We start from the raw sequence: 22,542 nt of genomic DNA on the forward strand, positions 1-22,542 counted from the left end.
TCTATAAAAAAATATCAGACGGTCAATCTGAAATTTTCATTTTAGAAAATAGAAGTGTGAATGTCGCACCTTGTCCAGGATTACTTTCCAAACTGATCTTTGCGCCGAGTAGTTCTACTAGTCTATGAACCGCATAAAGTCCTACACCACTAGATGGTTCGTTGCCGGTAGGCTTAGCAGAGAGTCGAGTGAATCTGGAGAATAAAAGTTTTTTATCCTCATCAGTGAATCCTTTTCCTTCGTCCCTGATCTGGATCTGTATAAAATCGCCATTCTCCTTTATCAATTTAGAATGGATGAATATAGCCCCGCCTGGAGGAGAATATTTTACCGCATTTGAAACCAAATTATCTAAAATACTCGCTACTGCTTTCCTATCCGAACGGATCTTTAGATCTTCCTTATCAAATTGAGTATGGAATTTTATTCTTTTGAGAGAAGCTTGGTAATCGAAGTTTTGGATAGTAGATCTTATATAAGAATTTAGATTAAAAACATCATAATCTATCTTAATATTCTCAAAACCGGAAGCAGCGATCCCGACAAGATCATCGATATGCCCCAGAATTTTTCTGGAAGAACTTTCTATATCGGTAAGGATCTCCTTCTTCTCCTTATCCGAAAACGATTTTAGATTTTTACGTAGGATCGTACTAATACTCATGATCCCTGAAAGTGGGCTTTTTAGATCATGGACTGCAATACTGATCATATCACTTTTATTCGTATCTTCTTCCCTTAATCTTTCATTCAAACGAATGATCCTTTGGGTTTTAAGATAAGTATTCGCCAAAGTTAAGAAGGATACACGATCAAAAATTAGGATCAAAAACAAGGTAACGAGTGGGTTTTGTATAAGTACAGGCTCTCTATTCCCGCTATAATAAATAAAACCGTATAGGATCGCATAATTGATCGTATAGATAAAATACTTAGTATGGTCCGGAAATCTAAACATGATCGCCACACTGAACATAGCAGTGGAGAAGAGTGAAATTTCAGGAAGCCTGGGAAAAACAACAACAGTGATACAAGTCCCGGTCAGGGAAAGAAGAAGTACCCCGATCCTACAAAACAACTTGATCCGATCCAGATCCGCTCTATGCAAACGGCCCGAATTCAAAAGTACATTCATTGTCAAAAAGACGGAATAAAATACAAGATCGAATAAAACGAATGAATTGTCCTTAGCATCCGAAAATGCGTCCACCAGATCATAGAATGCAAACGGTAAAATGATGATAGGAAGGATCAGATACACATATCTGAGTACGATCAGAATTTCCAGATAAGCGTTTCGGGTAAATACCGGGGCAAAATTTACGGAAGAAAGTATCTTTGCCTTTCTATACTGCCTAAGTGCAAAACGATAATTAAGCCCGAAAAGAAACCGAAGTAACGCCTGCATATTTCCAAATTTATCCCTTTCCCTTTTAAAAAACTCCCTTTTTTGCCCGATCATTCGATTTAGGAAAACTAGTGAAAAAACTTTGTCAAAAAGATGATTTAGAAAAGCCATAAATTCCAGAGAAAAGAATGTACTCATCTCCAAGAATACAAGCAATTATCATAGTACCACTCGTTCTAGTTTATAATTTTATGACTTAAGTACCGATTTTTTATCCTTCTTTTGCTTTGCAAAAATAATAGAGCGCGTTTCCGAATATTTATAACATTTTTCTAATAAATCATTACAAAGAATTTGCATAATGGAACGAAATGTAATATACTGTTCGCCCGATGCTATCTAAGAAAAACGCATTACTGGCTTCTGCTGCTTTTGTTGTAGTTGTTCTCATTTTTATTTTCACTAGAAGCCAGGACGGAGCTGCTCAATCCTCTTCCAAAAATATTTTTTCAGAAGGGCTCTCTATCTTCTCCGGATTTATAGGTTCGGGAACTTCTTCTTCTAACTATAACGAAGATAACGCGGTTGTCTCCGCTTCTCTATTAAAGAGTGAAACTCCGGATAATCTATATTGGGTGGCTGTTGCCACTCCCCAAGATGCCGGAGAGAAAAAAGCACAAGAAGAACTTTTAGAATCTTGGGCGACATTGTACGGAAAAATTTACTCCGGAAAAGCGACCCGCAAAGAAATCGATGAATATTATAAAGCACAGATAAAACTCCAGGAGGACCAACTGGAACTATTGCGCTTGATGGAAGAAAGATATCCAGAGCGCCTTGATGACGAAAAACGCAGAATGATCCTAGCCGGCAAAGAACTGTACGGCCAAAAGCTGAAAAACGTAACCGAAGAATACAAAAAACATATAAATAAGTAAGTAGGGAGAGATACGTATGAAAAGTCGGTCTTTTTTACGAGGGCCTGCGTTATGCGTCGTATTCCTGGCTGTTTTTGCTACGAGTACGTCCATATTTGGCGATCCATATTGGGGAACATTTAAGAAGGATAGTTGCACTGCAATTTTTCCTGGGAAACGTCAATATTCAGCGATCCTTTATGGGATCCCATCCGGCCAAAGCTGGGAAACAACCTGTGCCAATATGGGAGCAACCATTAACGGCCAAACGTTTACTAAGCCAAGTCGCTGTAAGAACACTGGATTCAATATGTGGGGAGAATTCGATCTGATCGACGATTCCTGCGAAGCGAACTGGGCAGCACCTGACGAAGGCGGGATCTATAACTACACCCATAAGAATGATGGCTGCCAATCGTCAGGTACTTATGCAGGTAAAAGAAAGTATTCTTCACGTTTATGGAATATAGTAGGTAGTTGGGAAGACGCATGTTCTAAAATGCCGATTACTATCGCAGGTAAAACGTATACCACACCTCATAGATGCGTGAACACTGGTGGAGCCACAGGAATGTGGGGAGAATGGTATGTTGCAGACTCAAGTTGTGAAACTGCTCCACAAGCTTACTCAAGAGGAGCGAACGATTCTCTCAAGAGAACCGGAACTCTTTCGGGTTATGTGGATCTTCATACACACCCAATGGCAAATTTAGGTTTTGGTGGAGTGATCTTCCATGGTTCTCCATTCGGACCGCCCGCAACTGCATTAGCGGATTGCCCAAGTACTTCGGACGAAGGACATTCGGCAGGACACTCTAGGGTAGAAGCAATCGTTCAAGACGATATTATCGGAGCATTATTAGGAACCGCTCGTCACGATAATAGAGGATATGCAGGTTTTCCTTATTGGCCTGCGAACAATAGTTACACTCACCAAACCATGTATTATGAATGGATCAAACGTGCCTATGAAGGCGGGATGAGAGCCATGGTAGTACTCGCAGTCAATGGTGATTATATGTTCGGAGCGACAGATAACGGACTTCCGGATATCATCAAAGGAATAGCGATTGCTACCGATCCGGTTTATGACCTAAATGATATGAACACTTTGCGTAGACAAACCCAAGCAGTATACGATATGCAGGCTTGGATCGATGCACAAAGCGGCGGTCCAGGACAAGGTTGGTTCCGTATCGTAAAAACTCCTGCAGAAGCACAGAGTGTGATCTCCGGCGGTAAACTCGCAGTGGTTTTAGGTGCGGAAGTAGACTACCTAGTAGATTGTACAGGAAGTAACTGTAACGATTCTATGATCACACAAGGTGTACAAGAATTATATGATCTTGGATTACGTTATGTGTTCCCAATCCACTTGAAAACAAACGGATTCGGTGGAGCTGGTCTCTATAATATCCTGGGAAGCGGGACCAAGTATGACTGTAAACACTATGGACAGGATTGTAATACTGCTGGTCTCACCACTTACGGACAAAAGGTCCTAAGAGAGTTGATGAAAAAAGGAATGATCATCGACGTAGGCCATATGTCCGCAAAATCTCTGGACGGAGCGATTACCTTTGCCGAACAACAATCATATCCGGGTATCGTAACAGGTCACACCGGTGTATATGATATGGCGAATAAAGGAAATCGTCACGAGGCAAACCCGACAGGAGCTGCACTCAAACGTATCAGTACCTTAGGTGGAATGATCGGGCTTATTACCGGACAAGGAAATCTGGAAGAAGTAGGTGAGTGGAGACAGAATAGTGACGGCTCGTATATCGCACATGCTTGCGGTGGAACCAGCCAAACATTCGCCCAGTCTTACCAATATCTTAAAAATCTAATAGGTGATCCTGCTTATGACGGAAGGATCGCTATCGGAACGGATTTTAACGGATTTGCTCATATGCCTGGACCTCGTTATGGAACTCGTGCTTGTCCTGGAGGATCTTCAGTCATTGCACAGCCTGAGACTTCTAAAGTAGGATATCCATTCTCTCCGGACTCTTCCATTAGATTAGCTGCAACTCTTGCTGCTTCTCCTTCTCTTGGAAAATACTCCTTCGGGAATAGAACATTCGACTTCAATACGGAAGGTGCCTCCCATATAGGGCTCATGCCTGACTTCTTTGAAGACTTAAGACAACAGGGACTCAAACGTTCCGATCTGGAACCGGTCTATAGATCCGCAGACTTCTTCACTACAATGTGGCAGAACGCGGTAAATAGAAGCGGAAGTATCCAGTAAATTAAGAAGGGCCCGCCGCTAAGCGGGCCTTTTTGTATCTATAAACTCTAAAAGAAAAAGTTTGGCCTTTGGAACTAAATGTGAAGAATAGGTTCTAAGATAAAAAGAGCTTATTTCCATGAGGCTTTTATTGAACCTTAAAATTTTCACTCCTTCCTTATTCCTTTTACTGACGCTCGCATGTTCCAATAACGGAGACACAACTTCTACGGATGATACTGCCGCTAGCCTATTATACTCCGCTTACGGAGCCAGTTTTACTCCGGTTCCGACAGGAGGATGTGCAGACTCGGCAGTTCCGACAATAGTCACCGGAGGAACCGCAACATTCTCCGGAGCAAGTTATTACTATTATTTCTATTCTTTTACCGGAAACGGCGCAACAAATACCTTCAACGTTAGTTTTACAAGTGGGGAAGCCGACTTGTGGATCGGCACGGAAAATTCAGTGCTGATCCCTACGGATTTTAGTCAGGTAGAAGTTAGAAGTGAGAATATAGGGACCGAATCCTATTCGGGGCTTAGTACTACGAACGGTTCCACCCGTTGTTTGGTCATTCCGGTCACAGATGCCGGAACGATTACTTTGTCTGTACAGTGATCCCGGTTAAACCATTAGATCTATTTAGGAAATTAAAAATTTCTTAAATTTTCTTCTTGCTTTCCTGAAATTAAAAATATACTTCCTCAGATTCTATTTTTGGAGCAAAACGAATGGAAGAAAGTTCAGGTTCAGGAATCGGTTTAGTTATAACCGCGATCGTCTATATTGCGATCCTCGGAGTATTCCTATTTTCCTTCTGGAAAATTTTTGAAAAAGCAGGCAGACCCGGTTGGCAGGGAATTATTCCTATCTATAACCTTTATGTTTTAATGGAAATTGTCGGAAGACCCGGTTGGTGGTTCATCCTATTTTTCATTCCTTGCGTTGGTATCATCATCAGCATTCTTGTTGCTATCGATTTGGCTAAATCATTCGGTAAAACTGCTGGCTATGCGGTACTTTTCATTTTCGGAATTGGATATCCAATATTAGCATTCTCCGATTCAAAATATGTGGGACCAGCTGCGAAATCAGCTTAAAAGTTTCCTAATATTAGAAGCCGGGCCTCTTACAGGTCCGGTTCCTAATTTTATATTTCGTTCCTTTATTCCTCTTTTGCTTTCCACCCTTATACTTTTAACTATCGCAATTTCTATCTCATTTCAGATCCCTTTGGATACGGAATCTGAACATTGGTTTACGATCTGTTGGTGGAAACATCTAACAGGTTGGGATTGCCCTGGCTGTGGACTGACTAGATCTGTGATCTGTTTTTTCAGAGGTGATTTTTCCGGGTCTTGGGAATATCATCCATTTGGAATACCGATCTCCATCTTAGGAATTTCCGGTTTTATCATCCGATTGAATCTAGGAAAACAGGTGTGGAGAAAAATTTTAGAAAATCGTTTTACTGAAGTTTTTGCGTATTTGGGAGTTATTTCAATTTTTGTTTGGTACTTCTTCAAACATTTCTATTAAAATAACTCATCATCATCCGCAGGCGGAGGAGTAGCCGCTCTGGAAGAAGTTTCCGATTTAGGACTTGCTGTTTTTTTCTGGGTTTCTCCGCTTCCTGATTTGGAAAGATATTCGATCTTTCCTTCCGCTTCCGCGAGTATAGATTGGCAGAGTGTCTTAAGCTCCATTCCTCTTTCATAAGATTTAATGGATTCTTCTAAGGTCAATTGTCCTCTTTCCAAATTTTCTGCGATCTGCTCCAATTCGGTTAAGGCCTGTTCAAAACTGATTTCTGTCTTTTTGCTCATTGTATTTCACCTTGGTAAGAAACCCGAATCCTACCTTCCGCCAATATGACTTCTAGTTCTTCCTCTTTCTCCAATTGTGCCGGAGAAGTAACGACTTTTTTTCCTTTCTTACGGACCACAGAGTATCCTCTTTTTAAGGTTCCTAAAGGAGAAAAACCTTCCAGCTTACCTGAGAGAAGTTGGAACTCCTTCTTCTTTCTTTCCAACTGGGATTTGAAAGAAGTTAAAAGCCCTGTAGATACCGGACTGAATTTGTTTTGGGCGCTCATCAGATAATTTTTGCCCAATAGATGTATTCTGGAATTGATCTCATCCAGTTGTAAGATCCTATCGTTCAACATGGATCTTGGATCTAAGAATACTTTTTTATTCGTGAGTATTCTTAGTTTTTCTTTTAGATTGTTTGACTGGTTTTTTAAAGCGGTCCTTAACCTTATTTCGAATTCGGAAAGTCCCGATTCTATGAGTTCCATTTCAGGCACCGCCATTTCCGCGGCAGCGGTAGGAGTAGGTGCAAAATGGTCCGCCGCTAGATCGGAAAGAACCGAATCTATCTGGTGTCCAACTGCGGAAATAATCGGAACTCGGCTCTGTGCAAATGCCAAGACAACTTTTTCGTCATTAAACGCCATCAGATCTTCCGTACTTCCGCCACCTCGGCCGGCGATGATCAGATCCACATTCCATTTCGGGTCATTTAGCTGCTTGATAGCGGAAATAATGGACTCAGGAGCCCCATCTCCTTGTACAAGGCAGGGGGAGATCAGAATATCTATATTAGGAAATCTTTGTTTAGAAATACGGATAATATCTTCGATAGCCGCTCCTGTGGGAGAAGTTGCGACACCTATCCTCCAAGGAAACGCTGGAAGTTTTCTTTTTCTTTCCGTATCAAAAACACCTTGTGCGGCAAGTTTTCTTTTTAATTCTTCTATTTGGAGTAGAAGGTCCCCTTGTCCCAACTCTTCTATTTTAGAAATATTTAAATTGTATTGTCCTCTAGGTTCGTAAACGGAGATGGCACCGAATGCCTTGATCTCCATTCCGTTTTCTAAAGGTTTTCCTTTGTATCTGCCGTTGCTATAAGAGAAAAAGGTGCAGGCAATGAGAGACTTAGGATCTTTTAAATTAAAATAAATATGACCTTGGTGGGATTTGGAATAATTGGATATCTCTCCTTGGATCCAGATATTTCTAAGAATTTCCGGACCGGTCAGAAGTTGTTTAACGATAGAATTGATTTCCGAAACGGAATATGTTTTTGTTTCTTCCATCCGAAATTAGCTGGCGAAAAAATCTTTTCTGTACAATTTCCAGAAGTCCCAAAGGATTACAACCATTGTAACGGCAACCGGTCCTAAAACCAATCCCATGATCCCGAATTCTTGGATCCCTCCGATCAAGGACAAAAATATCAACAAAGGATGGATCCTAAGTTTTTTATCCAACATCTTAGGTTTTACTACATTCTCCAGAACGATATACAGAGTCAGGCCCATTACCATGAATAAGCTCGCTCCGATTATATTATTCTCAATGAACATCAAATAAAGTCCGATCGGCAGCCAAACCACCGAAGTTCCGATAACCGGGATCAAGGAAAAGAATGCGGCAAGGCTTGCGTATAAGAAAGGGTTGGAAATTTTTGCGAATAAAAGAAGAATATAAACTGCAGCTCCCTGCATAATGGAAACTATTAGATTTCCTTTAAATACAGTCTGTACTGCAGAAGCGATCTTTCTTCCTACTTGTTCTTCTACCTCGGTGGAAAAAGGCAAATTGTCCAAAATAAACCTTTCTATCTTTCTTCCATCCTGGTAGAAGAAGAATAAAAGTAATAGTGAGAAGAACAGATTCATGATAATCCCGGCAGGAAGATCGATGGAACCTAGAATAAAGGAAGAAGCATTACTCAAAACAGCGTATAAACTGTCCAAGTTCAAAATATCTATATAGTTCTTAGCAAAATCCCCGTAAATTTCAGGAAGTTTCACCCAGAAGAACGGATTATCCGTGAATAGATCGGTTAGAATATTCAGACTCATGATCGTATCGATGATCTTATCTTCCGAAAGAGAGATCCTGATCTTGAATAGAATAGAAAGAGATTCTTCGATCAAAGTGCGGATCATAAAATAAGAAGGCAAAATTACGATCATACAAACGGAACCGATCATGATCCAAGGAGCTAATGGCTCGAATTTAGGACCGACCAATCTTCTTAGCTGTTTGTACTGTTTGCGGGTAGCCAGATATAGGATCAAAGCAACAAGTGCGGAATAAAAATAAGGCCTTAAAACTACGAAGAGTAGGAGTCCTGTGCCGATACAAAATATGCCTAGGATCAGGTTAAAAAGTTTTCGGTTGGTTTCCTGTCCTTCTTTGGGGGACATCAAAATCCTCCGTTGCTGGTTTTCTGGAATAATTTTACGATACTTCCTTTTTCTTCGGAATGGATCGTGATCGCGAGTATCTTATGCCTAAGAACATCCACCAAATACAAACTTTTCTCTTCCGATTTTTGGCTTTGTAAAATTTTATGACCGAAACTGGAGATCAAATATTCGTAATATCTCTCCATTGTGGTTTTGGGAAGGGAAGTTTTAAAGATCACAACCGCTTCCTTATTTTCCAAAAGACGATCCGCCTTTAATTCCGTAAAAAACAGTACTTCAGAATCTTCCGGAACAAAATTACTAGGGATGGAAGAAGGCGCCTTATAGGGTTTTTCCACTATAGTGAGTTGGTTATGCCTGAAAATTTTAGGCCTGTCCTTGACCTTTTTGGTTTTTACAGGATCAGGACTCATCAAATCGGGCAATTTGGGTTCCTGAGCAAAAAGAGAAAAATTCCCGATCAGTAAAAATACTAGAACCGAACCTAGGACTTGCGAGAAACTGCGGCCTTTCACGAAATTTAGTTGAATCTAACGCTTCCCCCTTGACAATCCTTTTCTAGATGCAATTCGCCGGATTCGATTTTTATATCCAAACTCTATTGGATTGGGTATCCGGTCTGCCCAGTGCCTTAGTCTGGTTTTTTTTCGCATTTTCCAATTTTACCGAAAATGTTTTTCCTCCTTGGCCGGGAGATACAGTCACTGCGTTCGGAGGATTTTTACTCGCAAGAGGCGCCTTAAGTTTTTGGGAACTGGTCTCAAGCACCTTAGTCGGAAATTTAGCAGGCGCCTGGGTCATGTATGCATTCGGCCATAAACTATTGGATTGGCTGAAGACTAAAAACTTCCCATTCAAATCGGAGCTGTACAACGAAGAATCCATTCAAAAAACCTTAGATTGGTTTTCCAGGAATGGTGTGGTCGTAGTGATCTTCTCCAGATTCTCCGCAGGAATACGATTTTTCGTTTCTATCGTTGCTGGAATGGTGGATATGAAACCTGCTTTGTTCTTCTCCGCATTTACTTTAGCAGTTACTATCTGGTGTGGGATACTGATCTACGGAGGATTTTATCTAGGATCTCATTGGGAGAAGGTACTGGAATTTTTAGCTCTGTATAATAAAATTTTTACAGGCTTCTTCGTAACTGCAGTTCTTGGATTTATAATCTACAAAAAGTTTTTGGAAAGAAGAAAGGAAGCCTAGGCTTCCAAAACTTCTTTTAATGTTTTTACAAACTTCTTATGAATGGAATCCGTCTCTTTAGGAAGTTCTAATTTTTTAGCAAGCTCCAGGAGAACATTAGGTTCTATTACTTTTCCTTCGAACCATTGACCCGCCATATCTCCTGAAATTTTTAATACGGAAGAAAGATCTAAAATTTCTCTTTCAACCATCACGAGTGCAAATCCCAAGGCTCCATCCGTAGGAATATAGGGTTCAATTCCTTCCATTTTCCATGGATCTAAGCCTGTAGGAAGAGCACTTCTCACATTCCATTTCATTTCATCGGAAGGAGGACCAAGTTCCGTTTTATTGATCAGAACAAGCTGCACTGGATTGATATCTCCGTGTATCCTTCGATTTTCTTCCGCAAGTTCTCGGATTAGCTTTGCATTATCTCTGGTAATCGCATCTCTTCCTAAAAAGTTCAGCTTGTACAGATAATCTTCTAATTCTTTTCCTTGTAAGGCACCGGTTAGAATGAGCTGGTATAGAATAAAGATCAGATAATCACTTTCCGTATTGTCCCCGAGTAAAATCTCCTTGGAATTCGTAGGAAGATAGATCCTGTCTCTCAAAAGAATGGTAAGTTTATAGGCCAATTGATCGAATAAACTTTGGAAAGAGGATCCAGCAAATTTACGGACCCTTTCCACTGCTCCCCAAAGACCTTCCGTCAAAAATCTGGTAGGATGAGAAAGAGTGTCCCAAAACTTATCCACCATTCCTTTCAAAGTACCTTCCAGATACTTCAAGTGAAGGGATTCCGTTTTAACACCTTGTGTCCTAAATGTAGAAAGTAGGGTCCTTCTAAAAAAATGAGGGCTCGCAGAAATAAAACAAAGAGGAGAATCTGTCGTAGCTTCTCTCAATTCTTTGAATAAAGTAGGCATACCAGGCAAGGGTAATTTCTGCTCAGGTGTTTCGAATAATGTGGAAATTTTTCCCTTATTGGAATGGATATCGGTAGCTAGATAGGTTTGGTCGATATCGGAAGTAGTTACGATCCCGGTATACTCTTCCGGTAAAATACGTAATGCGCCCATTCCGATCAGGCTTTGAGAAACTAACTCATGTTTGCCTGGAGTGTTTAAATAGGCCAGGTCCTTTCCGAACTGTCTGTAAGAATCGGGTTTTAGGAAATGGATATGAAATGTATAATTTCCGGGAGCTAAAGGAAAGGTAAACTCGTAGAAAAAAAATCCACTTTCATCTCCTCTGATCTCAGGAGAATGATGTAACACTTTTCCGGACTGATCCACAATTTCCGCTACAAGGATAGGCTTACGCACAGACTCTAGTCCGTAGTCCAAAAATGGAGTGATCTCTTTTTCTTGTCCTTGGAATAAGCCTGTAAGAAGGTCCCATTTTTTAGGATCCGTCATTTCTTCGCTGACGGAAATATCCACTACTTGGCCTCGGATATAATAACGGTTTTCTCTTCCGAGAGTTCCTCCGCAGATTGCGGCCCTACGTTTTTCCGTATTCTTGGAAATTTTGCGTTCTGTTTCTTCCGTCACAAGCTTGCAGGATTCCTTCTTAACATTTTGGGAAAGGAAAACTCTAACATGGGGCTTCTAAAGGGAAAGCAAAAATCCAATTTCTTTGTTTTCGAGAGAAAAGGTCCGCCTAGGATGGTCTTAGAATGGCGAGAGGGAAACATTCGGATGGAAACCGGAAAGGTCCCAAGTCGATTTATATCCGTAAAATGAGATATGAAGAGGCATATCGGCTCCTGGACCGGGAAATCCAAGCCGCATTCATGAAGGGCGAAACCCTGGTAGAAGTTGTACACGGGATAGGCGAGGGGATTTTGAAAAAAATGACCGACGACTATATCCGAGAACATTCCTTTCTAAAAATTTTAGAAGATGGGGGACTTCACCTGGCAAATAACCCGGGCTCCACACTTGTGGAGATCATGGGCCCATCCTCGGAAGATCTAAAAAAGTACTTAAAATAAATGGGAAACACAAGACCAAAAGTCCAAATCCTAGATGTAACTCTCAGAGATGGAGAGCAGACCAGAGGTGTAAGTTTCTCCGCTTCCGAAAAACTAAATATCGCAAAATTTCTATTACAAAATCTGAAAGTAGATAGAGTGGAGATCGCATCCGCTCGAGTCTCTCAGGGAGAATTGGAAAGTGTCCGCGGGATCATGTCCTGGGCAACTTCCGAAGGCCTTGAAAAACGTATCGAGATCCTGGGATTCGTGGATTCTCACAAAAGTGTGGATTGGATCCTTGCTTCCGGAGCCAAAACCTTAAATCTACTCACAAAAGGTTCTCTCAAACATTTAGAGGGACAGCTTAAAAAAACTCCAAAAGAACATTTTGAAGAAGTATCCGAAACCATCCAATACGCTAAGAAGAATGGACTGGAAGTGAATATTTATTTGGAAGACTGGTCCAACGGATATCTGAACAGCAAAGAATATGTTCTGGATTTTGTTTCTCATCTTTCCAAAGAGCCATTAGGCAAAATTTTTCTACCGGATACATTGGGAGTTCTTTCTCCTGACGAAACATTCTCCGGGATTTCTCTTCTTACCCAAAAATATCCGGAACTACATTTCGAATTCCACGGACATAACGACTACGATCTTTCCGTAGCGAACTGTTTATTCGCAGTAAAAGCCGGGGCAAAAGGTCTACACGTTAGCGTAAATGGGCTTGGAGAAAGAGCAGGAAATTCTCCGTTAGAAGCGGTGATCACTGCATTACATGATAAAGTCGGCGTATGCACAGATGTGGACGAAAAATCGATCTCAGAAGCAAGTCGTTTGGTAGAAGTTTTCAGTGGAAAAAGGATCTCCGCAAACCGTCCGGTAGTGGGAGAAGATGTATTCACCCAAACTGCAGGAGTCCATGCTGATGGGGACAAAAAAGGGAATTTATACGCAAATCCAATCCTACCGGAACGTTTTGGCAGAAGAAGAAGTTACGCTCTAGGCAAACTTGCAGGAAAAGCGAGCATCTCCGAAAACCTAAAACAACTAGGCCTAGTACTTTCTACTGAGATAGAAAAAAAAGTTTTGGAAAAGGTAATCGAGTTAGGCGACCAAAACAAAACGATCACACCTGAAGATCTTCCATTTATCATCGCGGATGTTTCCGGGAATTCAAGTGTACAAGCAATCAAGATCACCGGATGTAAGATCAACTCAGGGATTGGAATTCGCCCGAAAGCAAGCCTAGAATTAGAATATCATGGTAAAAAATATTCGGAAGAAGGAGAAGGTGACGGAGGTTACGACGCATTCATGTCCGCTCTCACAAGCATCGCTTCTAAAGCTGGCCTTTCTATTCCAAGATTAGTAGATTACGAAGTTAGAATTCCTCCCGGTGGAAAAACGGATGCACTCGTGGAAACAATGATCACTTGGAACAAAGCGTTGGAAAATCATGAAGAAGAAAATTTCAAAACCATGGGAATCCATTGTGACCAAACGGTAGCTGCCGTTTTAGCCACTGAAAAAATGCTGAACTTAATTCTTCCTACATGGCAAACTTAAAACTGATGATCGTTGGTCTGGGAAATCCAGGCCAAAAGTACGAAAGGAACCGTCATAATATTGGCTTTCTGGTCCTGGACGATCTTGCAAAAGATTGGGGAGTAGACCTAAATCGTTCCACCAAAGAAGAAAAAGGAAAAATGGATAAGGAAGGAGTTTCTTATTATTTTCTAAAACCTTTGGAATATATGAATCTTTCCGGAAAGGCAGTTTCGGAACTCTCCCGCAAAAACGGGATCCCTCCCGAAAATATTCTAGTCATTCATGACGAAGTGGACTTTCCATTTTCCAAACTCAAATTCAAACAGAGCGGCGGGAACGGAGGTCATAACGGGATAAAAGATATCTCCGAAAAATTAGGATCCCCCGATTTTTTCAGACTCAGATTCGGAGTGGGAAAACCCGGAGACAGCGCACTCACAGCAGGACATGTTCTATCCAATTTTAACCAGGAAGAGATGAGTAAATTACCCGAATTATTCGACCAGGCAAAACAAAAAATCAAGGATTGGGTCCGGGAAAGACAGATCATTTTTTCGAAAGCCTCCGATAAATAAACTATCCCGGATAGGTTTACTCTCCGGGGATTTTTACTCGGAGAAACCTGTGAGCGAATACGCGGTCAAACTTCCCCAATTTCCTTCTGAAATCCTGAATTCTGCCGCCTCTCGTTTTTATGAATATCTGAGAGTGGAAAAAAATTATTCCCAAAATACTCTCAACGCTTATCTCCTAGATCTGAAATCATTCTTCGAATTCTGCCTGCAAGAACAGATAGAAATCTACCAATTAGAATCCGTGGACGTTCGTTCTTATTTTGCATTCCTTTCTAAAAACCAAGGATTGGACAGAAGGACCCAAAGTAGAAAGCTCTCCAGCCTTAGGACATTCTACAAAGTATTATTAAAAGATAATTTAGTTCCTGGAAATCCTATCCTTTCTGTAAGTTTTCCTAAAACGAGAAAACAAGTCCCTAAAAATTTCAGGATAGAAGAGACCGAAAGTATTTTGGATTATGAATACGAGAATGAGAACGCATCCGAGATACTAAACATCAGAGATAAAGCGATCTTAGAAGTTTTATATTCTTCTGGTCTCAGGGTTTTCGAGTTAGTCGATGCGACTCTGGTACAATTATCCGCAGACCATACTATCTTAAAGGTCCTAGGTAAAAGAAGAAAGGAAAGATACGTATATTTAGGAAAAGAAGCCATCAAAAGTCTAAATGAATACTTGGATGTGCGTCCTAGATTTCGTCCCAGATCCGATGAAATTTTTCTGAACCAAAAGGGAAATAAACTGACGACCAGAGGGGTTCGTTATATTTTGAACGAGAGAAGGAAAAGAATGGGATGGGAGAAACCCATTACCCCCCATAAATTCCGTCATACGTTCGCAACGGACTTACTCGATGCCGGCGCAGATATCCGCGCAGTCCAAGAGCTTTTGGGGCATTCCTCTCTATCCACCACCCAGGTTTACCTGAGCGTGAGTAAGGAAAAGATCAAAGAGGTCTACCGAAAGGCTCACCCACATGCAAGACTCGATAAATCCAAATAAAATACATGCAACCACGATACTATGCGTTCGCAAAGGCGGAAAAGTAGCGATCGCAGGTGACGGACAGGTTTCTTTCGGGAACACCGTCATGAAAAACACCGCAAGAAAAGTCAGGAAACTTTACTCCGATAAAATTGTCTCAGGCTTTGCCGGTTCCGCAGCGGACGCATTCACTCTATTCGAATTATTCGAAAAAAAAGTGCAGGAATTCGGAGGAAGTCTTTCCAGATCCGCGGTCGAACTTGCCAGAGAATGGAGATCCGACAGAGCACTTCGAAGATTAGAAGCAATGCTAATCGTAGCCGACAAGGACGAATCCTTTTTAGTTTCCGGAACTGGAGATGTGATCTCACCTGATGACGGGATTTTAGCGATCGGCTCCGGAGGGAATTATGCACTCTCCGCAGCAAGAGCATTGTACAATCATACAAATTTGGAACCTTCTCAGATCGTAAAAGAAGCCATGAATATAGCCGCAGATATTTGTATATACACAAATCATAATATAATTGTAGAGGAAATCGGACAATGAGCGAATTCCTTCCCCAAACCGGCGAGATCAAATTAGGAGATGATGAACTCACTCCGAGACAGATCGTTTCCAAACTAGACGAACATATCATAGGACAAAAGAACGCCAAAAAAGCGGTTGCGATCGCACTTCGAAACAGGACAAGACGCAGAAAACTAGATCCTGAATTAAGAGAGGAGATTTATCCTAAAAATATAATCATGATCGGGCCCACAGGAGTGGGAAAAACGGAGATCGCAAGAAGACTTTCCAAACTATGCGGCGCTCCCTTCTTAAAAGTAGAAAGTACGAAATTTACGGAAGTAGGTTACGTAGGCAGAGACGTAGAAAGTATTATTAGAGATCTTGCAATGGTTTCTCTGAATTTAGTGAAACAAGAATTCAGAAAAGAAGTAGAGGCAAAAGCCAAAGAAAGAGCGGAAGAAGCTCTGTTGGATATACTACTTCCATTTCCGGCCAAAACTTCCATCGCAGATCCTCATCCACCTTCTATAGGATTTTCCACAAACGAAGCGGAAGAAGAGAGAGAGAAAAGATTTTCCGAAACTCGTGAGACCATGAGAAAAAAACTAAAAACCGGAAAACTGAACGAACAAATTATAGAGATAGATATTCCACAGGCAGGCCCGCAGGGACTTCCTATGCTGCAAGTATTCGGCGCAGGGAATATGGAAGATCTAGACAATCATATCCAAAATGTTTTAGGCGATCTAATGCCTAAAAAACAGAAAAAAAGAAAATTACCTATCACCGAAGCGCTCAAAGTTTTAGAAGAAGCGGAAGCAGAAAAACTTTTAGATCCGGACAAGGTACAAAGAGAAGCCCAAAAACGTGTAGAAGAAATGGGCATAGTTTTCTTAGACGAAATAGACAAGATCGCAAGCAGAGAAGGTAGAGCAGGCGCGGATGTTTCTAGAGAGGGAGTACAAAGAGACTTACTTCCAATCGTAGAAGGTGCAACTGTAAACACTAAGATCGGCCCGATCGTAACGGATCATATTCTGTTTATCGCGGCGGGTGCATTCCATATGTCTAAACCTTCCGATCTTATCCCAGAATTACAGGGACGTTTTCCGATCCGAGTAGAGCTCGAAAAATTATCCATGGAAGATTTCGAAAAGATCTTAACCGCTCCTAGATCTTCTCTAGTCAAACAATACCAGGCATTACTCGAAACAGATGGGATCAAAATAGACTTCGCACCGGATGGGATCAAAGAGATCGCGAAGATGGCCTATGACATGAATGAAAAACATGAAAATATAGGCGCTCGCAGGCTAAACACCATCATGGAAAGACTCTTAGAAGATCTAAGCTTCGAAGGCCCGGATTTACCGGAAGACCAGCGAAGCCTGACCATAGACAAAAAAGCAGTCGAATCCAAACTTAAAGGGATCGTAGAAGATAAAGACCTAAGCCGTTACATTTTATAAAGTTCGCACGGAGAACACAGAGTTAAAGAGGCAAGAAAGCTCTGCGACTCCGCGTCTCTAAAACGCCATTTCGCGAAGAGCAGTTAAAGGATATCTCATATACACAGTGGTAGTTCTGCTACCGGATGTAATGGTCAGAAGATCCAAAGGATTCAGACCCATAGTATAATAACCTTCGTCGATCATCGCGATCCCGAAACCCGCACTTTCTTTTTCGTCCAAAAATTCAGGACGGAAGAAGTCGGCGGAATTTCCTTGGTCGAACAATTCCTTATGACGAATACGGGATTCCTCTATCCTTCCAAAATCCATATTATGGATCGGAGAATCGTTACGGATCCTGAAATTCAGTTCGTCTTTGGTGATCTTGATCTTAACAGAAATTCGCATTCTGTTTTTCTTAAGTTTATAACGGATATCGGTGAGGAATTCCTTCTCTTCGTCTTTTAAGATCTGTTTTTTAGCACGGATCCTATCTTCTAATTGAAGAATGCTCTGTACCTGTCGTTTGATCTTATCCGGAACCACATATCGATGCATCGCGTCCCGGAGAGGAGAAGTATCCATGATGATCTCAAGCAGTTCTTCCGCTTCTTCTTGGGTCTCACCAAGCCTTTCTATTTTTTTCAGAAGTTCATCTCTGAAAATAATATGACGGATATTACCTTTGATCGCGTTTAATAATGCCTCCATCAGTCCGCTGAATAGATGAAATGCAGCGAGAGGGTTGGCACCGATCTCTTCTAAAAGACCGTTAACGAGTTCGGAAAGAATATCTCTGGTAGGTTTAGTTAGACCTTTCAGTTCTAAATGGAAGAATCTTCTCTGTTTGAGTTCTTCTATATTTTGGAGGATTTGAGCCCCTTTGAGGACAGATTTCTGGTTTGCCATAGGAGGGAACTTAGAAAATTTAGTACAGGTTGGCTTGTGGACTCTATACGGCAAGCTGGTTTTAGAGAGATGGCATCAAAAACCGAAGATTTCGAACTGATCACTCCCGACTTGGGAGACACCGACAAAATCGAACTAGTTCGATGGAATTTTCAGTTGGGAGACAGGATCAATGAAGGTTCGGAAGTCTGCGAATTAGTCACAGACAAAGCTTCCTTTCCGATGGAATCACCGATTAACGGAATATTAGCGAGAATCGACAGAGAGAAAGGTTCCATCATCAAAAAAGGAGAAATTTTGGGAATGATCCGGAGGAATGTTTCCGAGTGAAATTGGTCCATTTATCGGACCTGCATTTTCCCGTAGAACTTCCTTTCACTAGTCTGAAGGGCAAGATGATCCCGGGATATTTAAACTATACCTTTCGGCGTAGGAAAAAATATCCGATCTCTCTCTGGAATGCAATCGTTCGAAAAGTAAAATCCCTCAATCCGGATGCGATCGTTATCTCCGGAGACATCACAAACGTATCTCATTGGAAAGAATACGACGAGTCCAAAAAGATCCTAGAGCCCGTACTCGGCGACAAAACATTCATGATCCCAGGAAATCATGATCGTTATACGGATCTAGCCGCAGGAAAAAAAGGATCAGATCTTCCTTATTACGAAAAATTTTTCTCTCCTTGGATGGGAGAAAGTATCCCACTTCAAAACGGCTATCTTCGGATCAAAAAAATAGGAAAACTAGCTCTCGTAGGCTGGGACTCTAATATGCCACTCTCCGTATTAAACGCATACGGATACGTAGGGGAAGAAATAGTACATTCTACATTGGAATATTTGGAAAAAGAAAAACTGGATCAGTACATTCTGATCTGCCATCATCCCATCTGGAATCCTCCGGAACGCCAGGAAAGCTCCGGTCATAAAATGAAAAACAGGGAAGAAATCGCGGAAATTCTGAAAAAAAGGCCACCTTTAGCCTATTTGCACGGTCATGTACATACGAACTGGGTCAAATATCCGGATCCACAAAAACCATACTATGTGATCAATTCCGCATCCAGTACAAGGATCTCAGACCAAAAACACCAAAGCGGTTTCCATCTGATGGAATGGAACAAAACGGAATTAAATATCAAAAGATTCTCTTTTTCTAATGAAGAAGGTGAATTCACAGAAACACAAACGATCTCATACCAAGAAAAGGAAACAAATGGCCGGTAAACTCCAACCAATCGATATCCAAAGAGAACTCACAAAGATCAAACATCCGGAACTAAAAAAAGACATAGTGTCTCTAGGAATGATCGGTTCTCTTGAAATAGGAGAAGAAGAAACAAGTATCCTAGTCAAAACTCCTAGTCAGGACAGAAGGGTACAGATCGGATTAGAAGCACAGATCCGTCAGACACTTTCTAAAAAAGAAGGAGTCGGAAAAGTAAAGATCAAGTTCGAAGTAGATCCTAAAATGGCCTTGGATGATTCCAATAAGATCCTCGGGGTCAAAAAGGTAATCGCGATCGGTTCCGGAAAAGGCGGGGTAGGAAAATCCACAGTCACGGTAAACCTTGCATCTGCAGCAGCTGCGATGGGATACAAAGTGGGAGTGATGGATGCGGATATCTACGGACCTTCTATCGGAAAAATGTTCGGAGTAAACGGCAAGGTCGCTCTCAAAGCGGAAGAAGATAAAATTTATCCATTAGAAAAAGACGGGCTGAAGATCATCTCCTTCTCCTTTTTAATAGAAGAGAAACAACCTGTAGTATGGCGGGGGCCAATGCTTGGAAAAGCAGTGGAACAATTTTTATACGATATCGTCTGGGGAGAACTAGACTTCTTATTCATAGATCTTCCACCGGGAACAGGAGACGTACAATTATCTCTTGCTCAGCTCATAGATTTAGACGGTGCAATTTTGGTGACCACACCACAAACAGTAGCACTTTTAGATGCAAATAGAGCCGCATCCATGTTCCAACAAGTCAAAGTACCGATACTAGGTGTAGTGGAGAATATGAGTGAATTTGTGTGTCCAAATTGTGGACATGCTTCCGCGATTTTTTCCAAGGGCGGAGGTCAAAAATTAGCTGATTCTGCCGATACAAAATTCCTGGGAGGGGTCCCACTTACTATGGATGTAATGAGCGCTGGAGAAGCTGGAAAACCGCTGGTTTTTCAAGAACCAGAGGGAATTATCGCAAAATCCTATAAAAACATACTCCAAAACCTGGCTGAAGAGATAAAAAAGTGGGAATAATACTCTGGGGCCAGTCAGTTAGTACAGAGGGAGGCACACCGTGAAGTTCGAAAAAGGCACAGAGAAGAATCCATCCGGAAACCTCATAGTATATTGCAACGTTGTTGGAGAAAACCCGCTGTTTCCGGGCGGTAAAATTATCGCTTCCAACGTAGTGGTTAGTTTCCTCCGGATCGGAGAGAACTTTCCTGTTGTAACATTTCCTCCTGTCTCCCTGGACAGTTACGAAGATCTAAAAAGGATCATCACAGATCATTACGACAAGTATGATGTGGTAAAGATCAAAGACTTCGAAATGCCGGCAGGCCAAGAAGACTCCAATTCTTATATCAAAGAAAGAATGGATCATTTTGAGAACGTAGTCATTCGATACGTAGAACTATGTAAGAATAGAGAAGGTGGATCTTTCCCTGTTCAAGAAAAAGAACCGGAAGGTGTTAGAGATTATCTGGATGCCTTAGCAAATCTTTCTTTAAAAGTGAGACGTTCCAGCGGGATCGCGAGAGAGGCTTCTCTTCTCCATATGGAAAGACTGGTAGAAACTTTTTCCGGAAAACACCCTGAGTTCGATCTTCATAATTTCCGCAAGGCTCTAGAAGTTCCAGGCCAAACCGGAGAAGAATTAGTCGGATTATATCTCCAAAAATTCAACGCTATCTCTTACGAAAGATATGAAGATGCTTCCGATCTGAATAAAAAGATCCAAGCAATAGAAGCAGTTTAATCCTTAAAAAATTCGGGGCCTCTCGGTCCCGGATGTTTCTTTATTTCCTGCCTTTCACTTTTTAGTCTTTTTCCGGGCTCCAGCGTGGATATAGATCTAACTCTCTTCCTAAAAGCCTGAAAATCCTAGTAGCCATAAAATCTCCCAGGTCTTCTAAACTTTGAGGCATTTGGTAAAAACCGGGAGAAGCAGGAGCGATGATCGCACCTGCATCATGAAGAGCTAACATATTCTCCAAATGGATCCGATTATAAGGAGTTTCCCTGGGAACTAAGATCAGCTTTCTTCTTTCCTTTAAGGTTACGTCAGCCGCTCTTTCAATTAAATTTTCAGTGATACCTGTACGAATTGCAGCAACGGTTTTCATAGAGCAGGGTAGTACAACCATCCCATCCCAAATATTAGAACCGGAAGCAATATCAGCTCCTATATCTTCGAATTTCCTGAGATGGAATTTATGATTTTGTTTAGGATCCCATTTTTTACGTACAAACTCCAGGACATCTTCTCCTGTTTGAACATTTGCCTCATATTCTTCTTTAAAAACTCGAATAGCAGCCGGGCTTGGAACGAACCAAGTTTCTCCCGGAATTTCCATAAGTGCTTTTAAAAATCTGGCAGCATAAATGGAACCGCTTGCCCCAGCCATTGCAAGTACCAGTCTTAACGGTTTATCCTCGTTCATCTTATAACCTGGAAAATAAAGAAACTAGGCTCAGGCCCTTCTCCGCCAGAATTCCTAAAAAGATCACAAGAGAGATCCAAGAATGGATCTGATAAAAGCCAGGCGGAAAATTTCCGTCCTTGTTCTCGGAAGCAATCTTTTGTTCTCTAAAAAGTAAATATGCTACAAATATTAAAAACGCCCAGAAAGCACCCTGGAAACCTGCATACCAGGCTGCAACTGCCAGAAAGGAAATAGAAAGAATATGAGAAATTCTTGATATTATAAAAGAATTTTTTTCTCCAAAACGAACAGGAACAGAATGTAGTCCTTCTTTTTTATCAAATTCCCTATCCTGTAGAGCATACAAAATATCGAATCCTGCCAGATTGAATGCCAACCCCAAAGTCCAAAATCCTGCGATCCAGGAAAATTCTTCTCTGATAGCGATCCAAGTTGCAAGAGGAGCAAGTCCGATCGTCAATCCCAGATAAAAATGGCATAAAAAAGTAAAACGTTTTGTATAAGAATAAGTTAATAGAAGAAATAGAGTAGGGAAAGAAAGATAAAAGGAAAGTGGATTTAAGAACCAACTCCCTATAAAAAATACTAAAGAAGCTCCTATGATAAATATCACCGCCATAAAATCCGAGATCTGACCGCTAGGGATCTCTCTATTAGCAGTTCTCGGATTTTTAGCGTCGATCTTACGATCCGCCCATCTATTAAATCCCATGGCAGAACTTCTTGCACCCACCATACAGACTAAGATCCAAATCAATTTTTGACCTATAACGGAAAGTGAAAGTGCAGGTTCTTGTAAGATCGCGAGAACGAATGCAATCCCCGCAAATGGAAGAGCGAATAAAGTATGGGAGAATTTTATAAAACGACCGTATTTGCCTAGAGCAGCAAGAGTATTGGAAGCCATCAGAGGAAGTCTTATAGAATACTGTTAGTTAGAAAGCAGATTTTTTAGGACCAAAACGAAAATGGATGATTTTTTG

General features: G+C 41.3%; 25 protein-coding genes. 16 read left to right on the forward strand and 9 right to left on the reverse strand.

Annotation, left to right across the window (positions count from 1 at the left end):
- Nucleotides 1-22 precede the first annotated feature (22 nt).
- Nucleotides 23-1,408, reverse strand: a complete 1,386-nt coding sequence (locus EHR06_RS13450; protein WP_244288590.1) for a sensor histidine kinase — start codon at nt 1,406-1,408, stop codon at nt 23-25.
- A gap of 332 nt (nt 1,409-1,740) precedes the next feature.
- On the opposite strand from EHR06_RS13450, the gene EHR06_RS13455 reads away from it, so the two are divergent.
- The 5 genes from EHR06_RS13455 (at nt 1,741) to EHR06_RS13475 (ending at nt 6,044) form a co-directional block, all read left to right on the forward strand.
- On the forward strand, nt 1,741-2,286 hold the full coding sequence (locus tag EHR06_RS13455) for a hypothetical protein (RefSeq protein ID WP_135757464.1): 546 nt from the start codon (nt 1,741-1,743) through the stop codon (nt 2,284-2,286).
- Between the two features lie 16 nt (nt 2,287-2,302).
- Nucleotides 2,303-4,522 (forward strand): membrane dipeptidase, encoded by a 2,220-nt coding sequence (locus EHR06_RS13460; RefSeq protein WP_135757465.1) that lies wholly within the window; start codon nt 2,303-2,305, stop codon nt 4,520-4,522.
- 118 nt (nt 4,523-4,640) lie between these two features.
- A complete protein-coding gene (locus EHR06_RS13465; RefSeq protein WP_135757466.1) occupies nt 4,641-5,123 on the forward strand; it encodes a hypothetical protein in 483 nt (160 codons plus the stop codon).
- Nucleotides 5,124-5,236: 113 nt separating this feature from the next.
- Complete coding sequence (locus EHR06_RS13470) at nt 5,237-5,605, forward strand: DUF5684 domain-containing protein (protein WP_135757467.1); 369 nt, start codon at nt 5,237-5,239, stop codon at nt 5,603-5,605.
- Nucleotides 5,577-6,044 (forward strand): DUF2752 domain-containing protein, encoded by a 468-nt coding sequence (locus EHR06_RS13475; RefSeq protein WP_135757468.1) that lies wholly within the window; start codon nt 5,577-5,579, stop codon nt 6,042-6,044. The genes EHR06_RS13470 and EHR06_RS13475 overlap by 29 nt, the downstream gene beginning before the upstream one ends.
- Here EHR06_RS13475 and EHR06_RS13480 read toward each other — a convergent pair.
- From EHR06_RS13480 to EHR06_RS13495, 4 genes are read right to left on the reverse strand one after another with little or no spacing between them, the layout of a single operon-like run.
- Nucleotides 6,041-6,331 (reverse strand): exodeoxyribonuclease VII small subunit, encoded by a 291-nt coding sequence (locus tag EHR06_RS13480; protein ID WP_135757469.1) that lies wholly within the window; start codon nt 6,329-6,331, stop codon nt 6,041-6,043. The genes EHR06_RS13475 and EHR06_RS13480 overlap by 4 nt on opposite strands.
- Complete coding sequence (gene xseA, locus EHR06_RS13485; protein ID WP_135757470.1) at nt 6,328-7,605, reverse strand: exodeoxyribonuclease VII large subunit; 1,278 nt, start codon at nt 7,603-7,605, stop codon at nt 6,328-6,330. Before xseA ends, EHR06_RS13480 begins: the two co-directional genes overlap by 4 nt.
- 6 nt (nt 7,606-7,611) lie before the next feature.
- Complete coding sequence (locus tag EHR06_RS13490; RefSeq protein ID WP_135757471.1) at nt 7,612-8,724, reverse strand: AI-2E family transporter; 1,113 nt, start codon at nt 8,722-8,724, stop codon at nt 7,612-7,614.
- On the reverse strand, nt 8,724-9,152 hold the full coding sequence (locus EHR06_RS13495) for a hypothetical protein (protein ID WP_244288591.1): 429 nt from the start codon (nt 9,150-9,152) through the stop codon (nt 8,724-8,726). Before EHR06_RS13495 ends, EHR06_RS13490 begins: the two co-directional genes overlap by 1 nt.
- Before the next feature lie 137 nt (nt 9,153-9,289).
- Here EHR06_RS13495 and EHR06_RS13500 point away from each other — a divergent pair, with 137 nt between their 5' ends.
- Entirely contained in the window at nt 9,290-9,934 is a 645-nt protein-coding gene (locus EHR06_RS13500) for a DedA family protein (RefSeq protein ID WP_135757473.1), read from the forward strand.
- Here the strand turns inward: EHR06_RS13500 and EHR06_RS13505 are convergent.
- Nucleotides 9,931-11,472, reverse strand: a complete 1,542-nt coding sequence (locus tag EHR06_RS13505) for a phosphatase domain-containing protein (RefSeq protein WP_135757474.1) — start codon at nt 11,470-11,472, stop codon at nt 9,931-9,933. The genes EHR06_RS13500 and EHR06_RS13505 overlap by 4 nt on opposite strands.
- A 125-nt stretch (nt 11,473-11,597) precedes the next feature.
- Here EHR06_RS13505 and EHR06_RS13510 point away from each other — a divergent pair, with 125 nt between their 5' ends.
- The 6 genes from EHR06_RS13510 to hslU are packed head-to-tail and all read left to right on the forward strand — an operon-like array spanning nt 11,598 to nt 16,991.
- The gene (locus EHR06_RS13510) at nt 11,598-11,915 is read left to right on the forward strand and encodes a Smr/MutS family protein (RefSeq protein ID WP_086448669.1); all 318 of its coding nucleotides are present in this window, start codon (nt 11,598-11,600) and stop codon (nt 11,913-11,915) included.
- Nucleotides 11,916-13,466 carry a (R)-citramalate synthase CimA gene (gene cimA, locus EHR06_RS13515; protein ID WP_135757475.1) on the forward strand — a complete coding sequence of 517 codons (1,551 nt, stop codon included), beginning with the start codon at nt 11,916-11,918 and terminating at the stop codon, nt 13,464-13,466. It abuts the gene before it with no gap.
- Complete coding sequence (gene pth / locus EHR06_RS13520) at nt 13,454-14,023, forward strand: aminoacyl-tRNA hydrolase (protein WP_100711700.1); 570 nt, start codon at nt 13,454-13,456, stop codon at nt 14,021-14,023. Before cimA ends, pth begins: the two co-directional genes overlap by 13 nt.
- Nucleotides 14,024-14,072: 49 nt before the next feature.
- On the forward strand, nt 14,073-15,026 hold the full coding sequence (locus EHR06_RS13525) for a tyrosine recombinase XerC (protein WP_135757476.1): 954 nt from the start codon (nt 14,073-14,075) through the stop codon (nt 15,024-15,026).
- Nucleotides 15,001-15,558, forward strand: a complete 558-nt coding sequence (gene hslV / locus EHR06_RS13530) for an ATP-dependent protease subunit HslV (RefSeq protein ID WP_425269081.1) — start codon at nt 15,001-15,003, stop codon at nt 15,556-15,558. Before EHR06_RS13525 ends, hslV begins: the two co-directional genes overlap by 26 nt.
- On the forward strand, nt 15,555-16,991 hold the full coding sequence (gene hslU, locus EHR06_RS13535) for an ATP-dependent protease ATPase subunit HslU (protein WP_135757477.1): 1,437 nt from the start codon (nt 15,555-15,557) through the stop codon (nt 16,989-16,991). Before hslV ends, hslU begins: the two co-directional genes overlap by 4 nt.
- A 57-nt stretch (nt 16,992-17,048) precedes the next feature.
- Here the strand turns inward: hslU and EHR06_RS13540 are convergent, their stop codons facing one another.
- Nucleotides 17,049-17,882 (reverse strand): hypothetical protein, encoded by an 834-nt coding sequence (locus EHR06_RS13540; RefSeq protein ID WP_008590606.1) that lies wholly within the window; start codon nt 17,880-17,882, stop codon nt 17,049-17,051.
- Nucleotides 17,883-17,951: 69 nt separating this feature from the next.
- Between EHR06_RS13540 and EHR06_RS13545 the strand changes: the two genes are divergently transcribed.
- The 4 genes from EHR06_RS13545 to EHR06_RS13560 are packed head-to-tail and all read left to right on the forward strand — an operon-like array spanning nt 17,952 to nt 20,871.
- On the forward strand, nt 17,952-18,212 hold the full coding sequence (locus EHR06_RS13545) for a lipoyl domain-containing protein (RefSeq protein WP_135757478.1): 261 nt from the start codon (nt 17,952-17,954) through the stop codon (nt 18,210-18,212).
- Complete coding sequence (locus tag EHR06_RS13550) at nt 18,209-19,111, forward strand: metallophosphoesterase family protein (RefSeq protein WP_135757479.1); 903 nt, start codon at nt 18,209-18,211, stop codon at nt 19,109-19,111. The genes EHR06_RS13545 and EHR06_RS13550 overlap by 4 nt, the downstream gene beginning before the upstream one ends.
- Complete coding sequence (locus EHR06_RS13555) at nt 19,101-20,147, forward strand: Mrp/NBP35 family ATP-binding protein (RefSeq protein ID WP_135757480.1); 1,047 nt, start codon at nt 19,101-19,103, stop codon at nt 20,145-20,147. Before EHR06_RS13550 ends, EHR06_RS13555 begins: the two co-directional genes overlap by 11 nt.
- A 40-nt stretch (nt 20,148-20,187) precedes the next feature.
- A complete protein-coding gene (locus tag EHR06_RS13560) occupies nt 20,188-20,871 on the forward strand; it encodes a hypothetical protein (RefSeq protein ID WP_135757481.1) in 684 nt (227 codons plus the stop codon).
- Between the two features lie 61 nt (nt 20,872-20,932).
- On the opposite strand, the gene EHR06_RS13565 is transcribed toward EHR06_RS13560, so the two are convergent.
- Nucleotides 20,933-21,556: a UbiX family flavin prenyltransferase gene (locus EHR06_RS13565; protein ID WP_135757482.1), complete on the reverse strand. Its 624-nt coding sequence runs from the start codon at nt 21,554-21,556 to the stop codon at nt 20,933-20,935.
- Nucleotide 21,557: 1 nt separating this feature from the next.
- A complete protein-coding gene (locus EHR06_RS13570; protein ID WP_135757483.1) occupies nt 21,558-22,466 on the reverse strand; it encodes a UbiA-like polyprenyltransferase in 909 nt (302 codons plus the stop codon).
- Nucleotides 22,467-22,542: the final 76 nt, after the last annotated feature.

Source organism: Leptospira dzoumogneensis, assembly GCF_004770895.1.
Taxonomy (GTDB): Bacteria; Spirochaetota; Leptospiria; order Leptospirales; family Leptospiraceae; genus Leptospira_B; species Leptospira_B dzoumogneensis.

What these genes read in the sequence shown, in the direction of transcription:
- EHR06_RS13565 (WP_135757482.1), bottom strand. Translation starts at nt 21,556, where the DNA reads ATGAACGAGGATAAACCGTTAAGACTGGTACTTGCAATGGCTGGGGCA.
- xseA (WP_135757470.1), bottom strand. Translation starts at nt 7,605, where the DNA reads ATGGAAGAAACAAAAACATATTCCGTTTCGGAAATCAATTCTATCGTT.
- hslV (WP_425269081.1), top strand. Translation starts at nt 15,001, where the DNA reads ATGCAAGACTCGATAAATCCAAATAAAATACATGCAACCACGATACTA.
- cimA (WP_135757475.1), top strand. Translation starts at nt 11,916, where the DNA reads ATGGGAAACACAAGACCAAAAGTCCAAATCCTAGATGTAACTCTCAGA.
- EHR06_RS13545 (WP_135757478.1), top strand. Translation starts at nt 17,952, where the DNA reads ATGGCATCAAAAACCGAAGATTTCGAACTGATCACTCCCGACTTGGGA.
- EHR06_RS13490 (WP_135757471.1), bottom strand. Translation starts at nt 8,724, where the DNA reads ATGTCCCCCAAAGAAGGACAGGAAACCAACCGAAAACTTTTTAACCTG.
- EHR06_RS13460 (WP_135757465.1), top strand. Translation starts at nt 2,303, where the DNA reads ATGAAAAGTCGGTCTTTTTTACGAGGGCCTGCGTTATGCGTCGTATTC.
- EHR06_RS13465 (WP_135757466.1), top strand. Translation starts at nt 4,641, where the DNA reads ATGAGGCTTTTATTGAACCTTAAAATTTTCACTCCTTCCTTATTCCTT.
- EHR06_RS13470 (WP_135757467.1), top strand. Translation starts at nt 5,237, where the DNA reads ATGGAAGAAAGTTCAGGTTCAGGAATCGGTTTAGTTATAACCGCGATC.
- EHR06_RS13450 (WP_244288590.1), bottom strand. Translation starts at nt 1,408, where the DNA reads ATGCAGGCGTTACTTCGGTTTCTTTTCGGGCTTAATTATCGTTTTGCA.
- EHR06_RS13475 (WP_135757468.1), top strand. Translation starts at nt 5,577, where the DNA reads ATGTGGGACCAGCTGCGAAATCAGCTTAAAAGTTTCCTAATATTAGAA.
- EHR06_RS13555 (WP_135757480.1), top strand. Translation starts at nt 19,101, where the DNA reads ATGGCCGGTAAACTCCAACCAATCGATATCCAAAGAGAACTCACAAAG.
- pth (WP_100711700.1), top strand. Translation starts at nt 13,454, where the DNA reads ATGGCAAACTTAAAACTGATGATCGTTGGTCTGGGAAATCCAGGCCAA.
- EHR06_RS13480 (WP_135757469.1), bottom strand. Translation starts at nt 6,331, where the DNA reads ATGAGCAAAAAGACAGAAATCAGTTTTGAACAGGCCTTAACCGAATTG.
- EHR06_RS13570 (WP_135757483.1), bottom strand. Translation starts at nt 22,466, where the DNA reads ATGGCTTCCAATACTCTTGCTGCTCTAGGCAAATACGGTCGTTTTATA.
- EHR06_RS13510 (WP_086448669.1), top strand. Translation starts at nt 11,598, where the DNA reads ATGGCGAGAGGGAAACATTCGGATGGAAACCGGAAAGGTCCCAAGTCG.
- hslU (WP_135757477.1), top strand. Translation starts at nt 15,555, where the DNA reads ATGAGCGAATTCCTTCCCCAAACCGGCGAGATCAAATTAGGAGATGAT.
- EHR06_RS13540 (WP_008590606.1), bottom strand. Translation starts at nt 17,882, where the DNA reads ATGGCAAACCAGAAATCTGTCCTCAAAGGGGCTCAAATCCTCCAAAAT.
- EHR06_RS13500 (WP_135757473.1), top strand. Translation starts at nt 9,290, where the DNA reads ATGCAATTCGCCGGATTCGATTTTTATATCCAAACTCTATTGGATTGG.
- EHR06_RS13455 (WP_135757464.1), top strand. Translation starts at nt 1,741, where the DNA reads ATGCTATCTAAGAAAAACGCATTACTGGCTTCTGCTGCTTTTGTTGTA.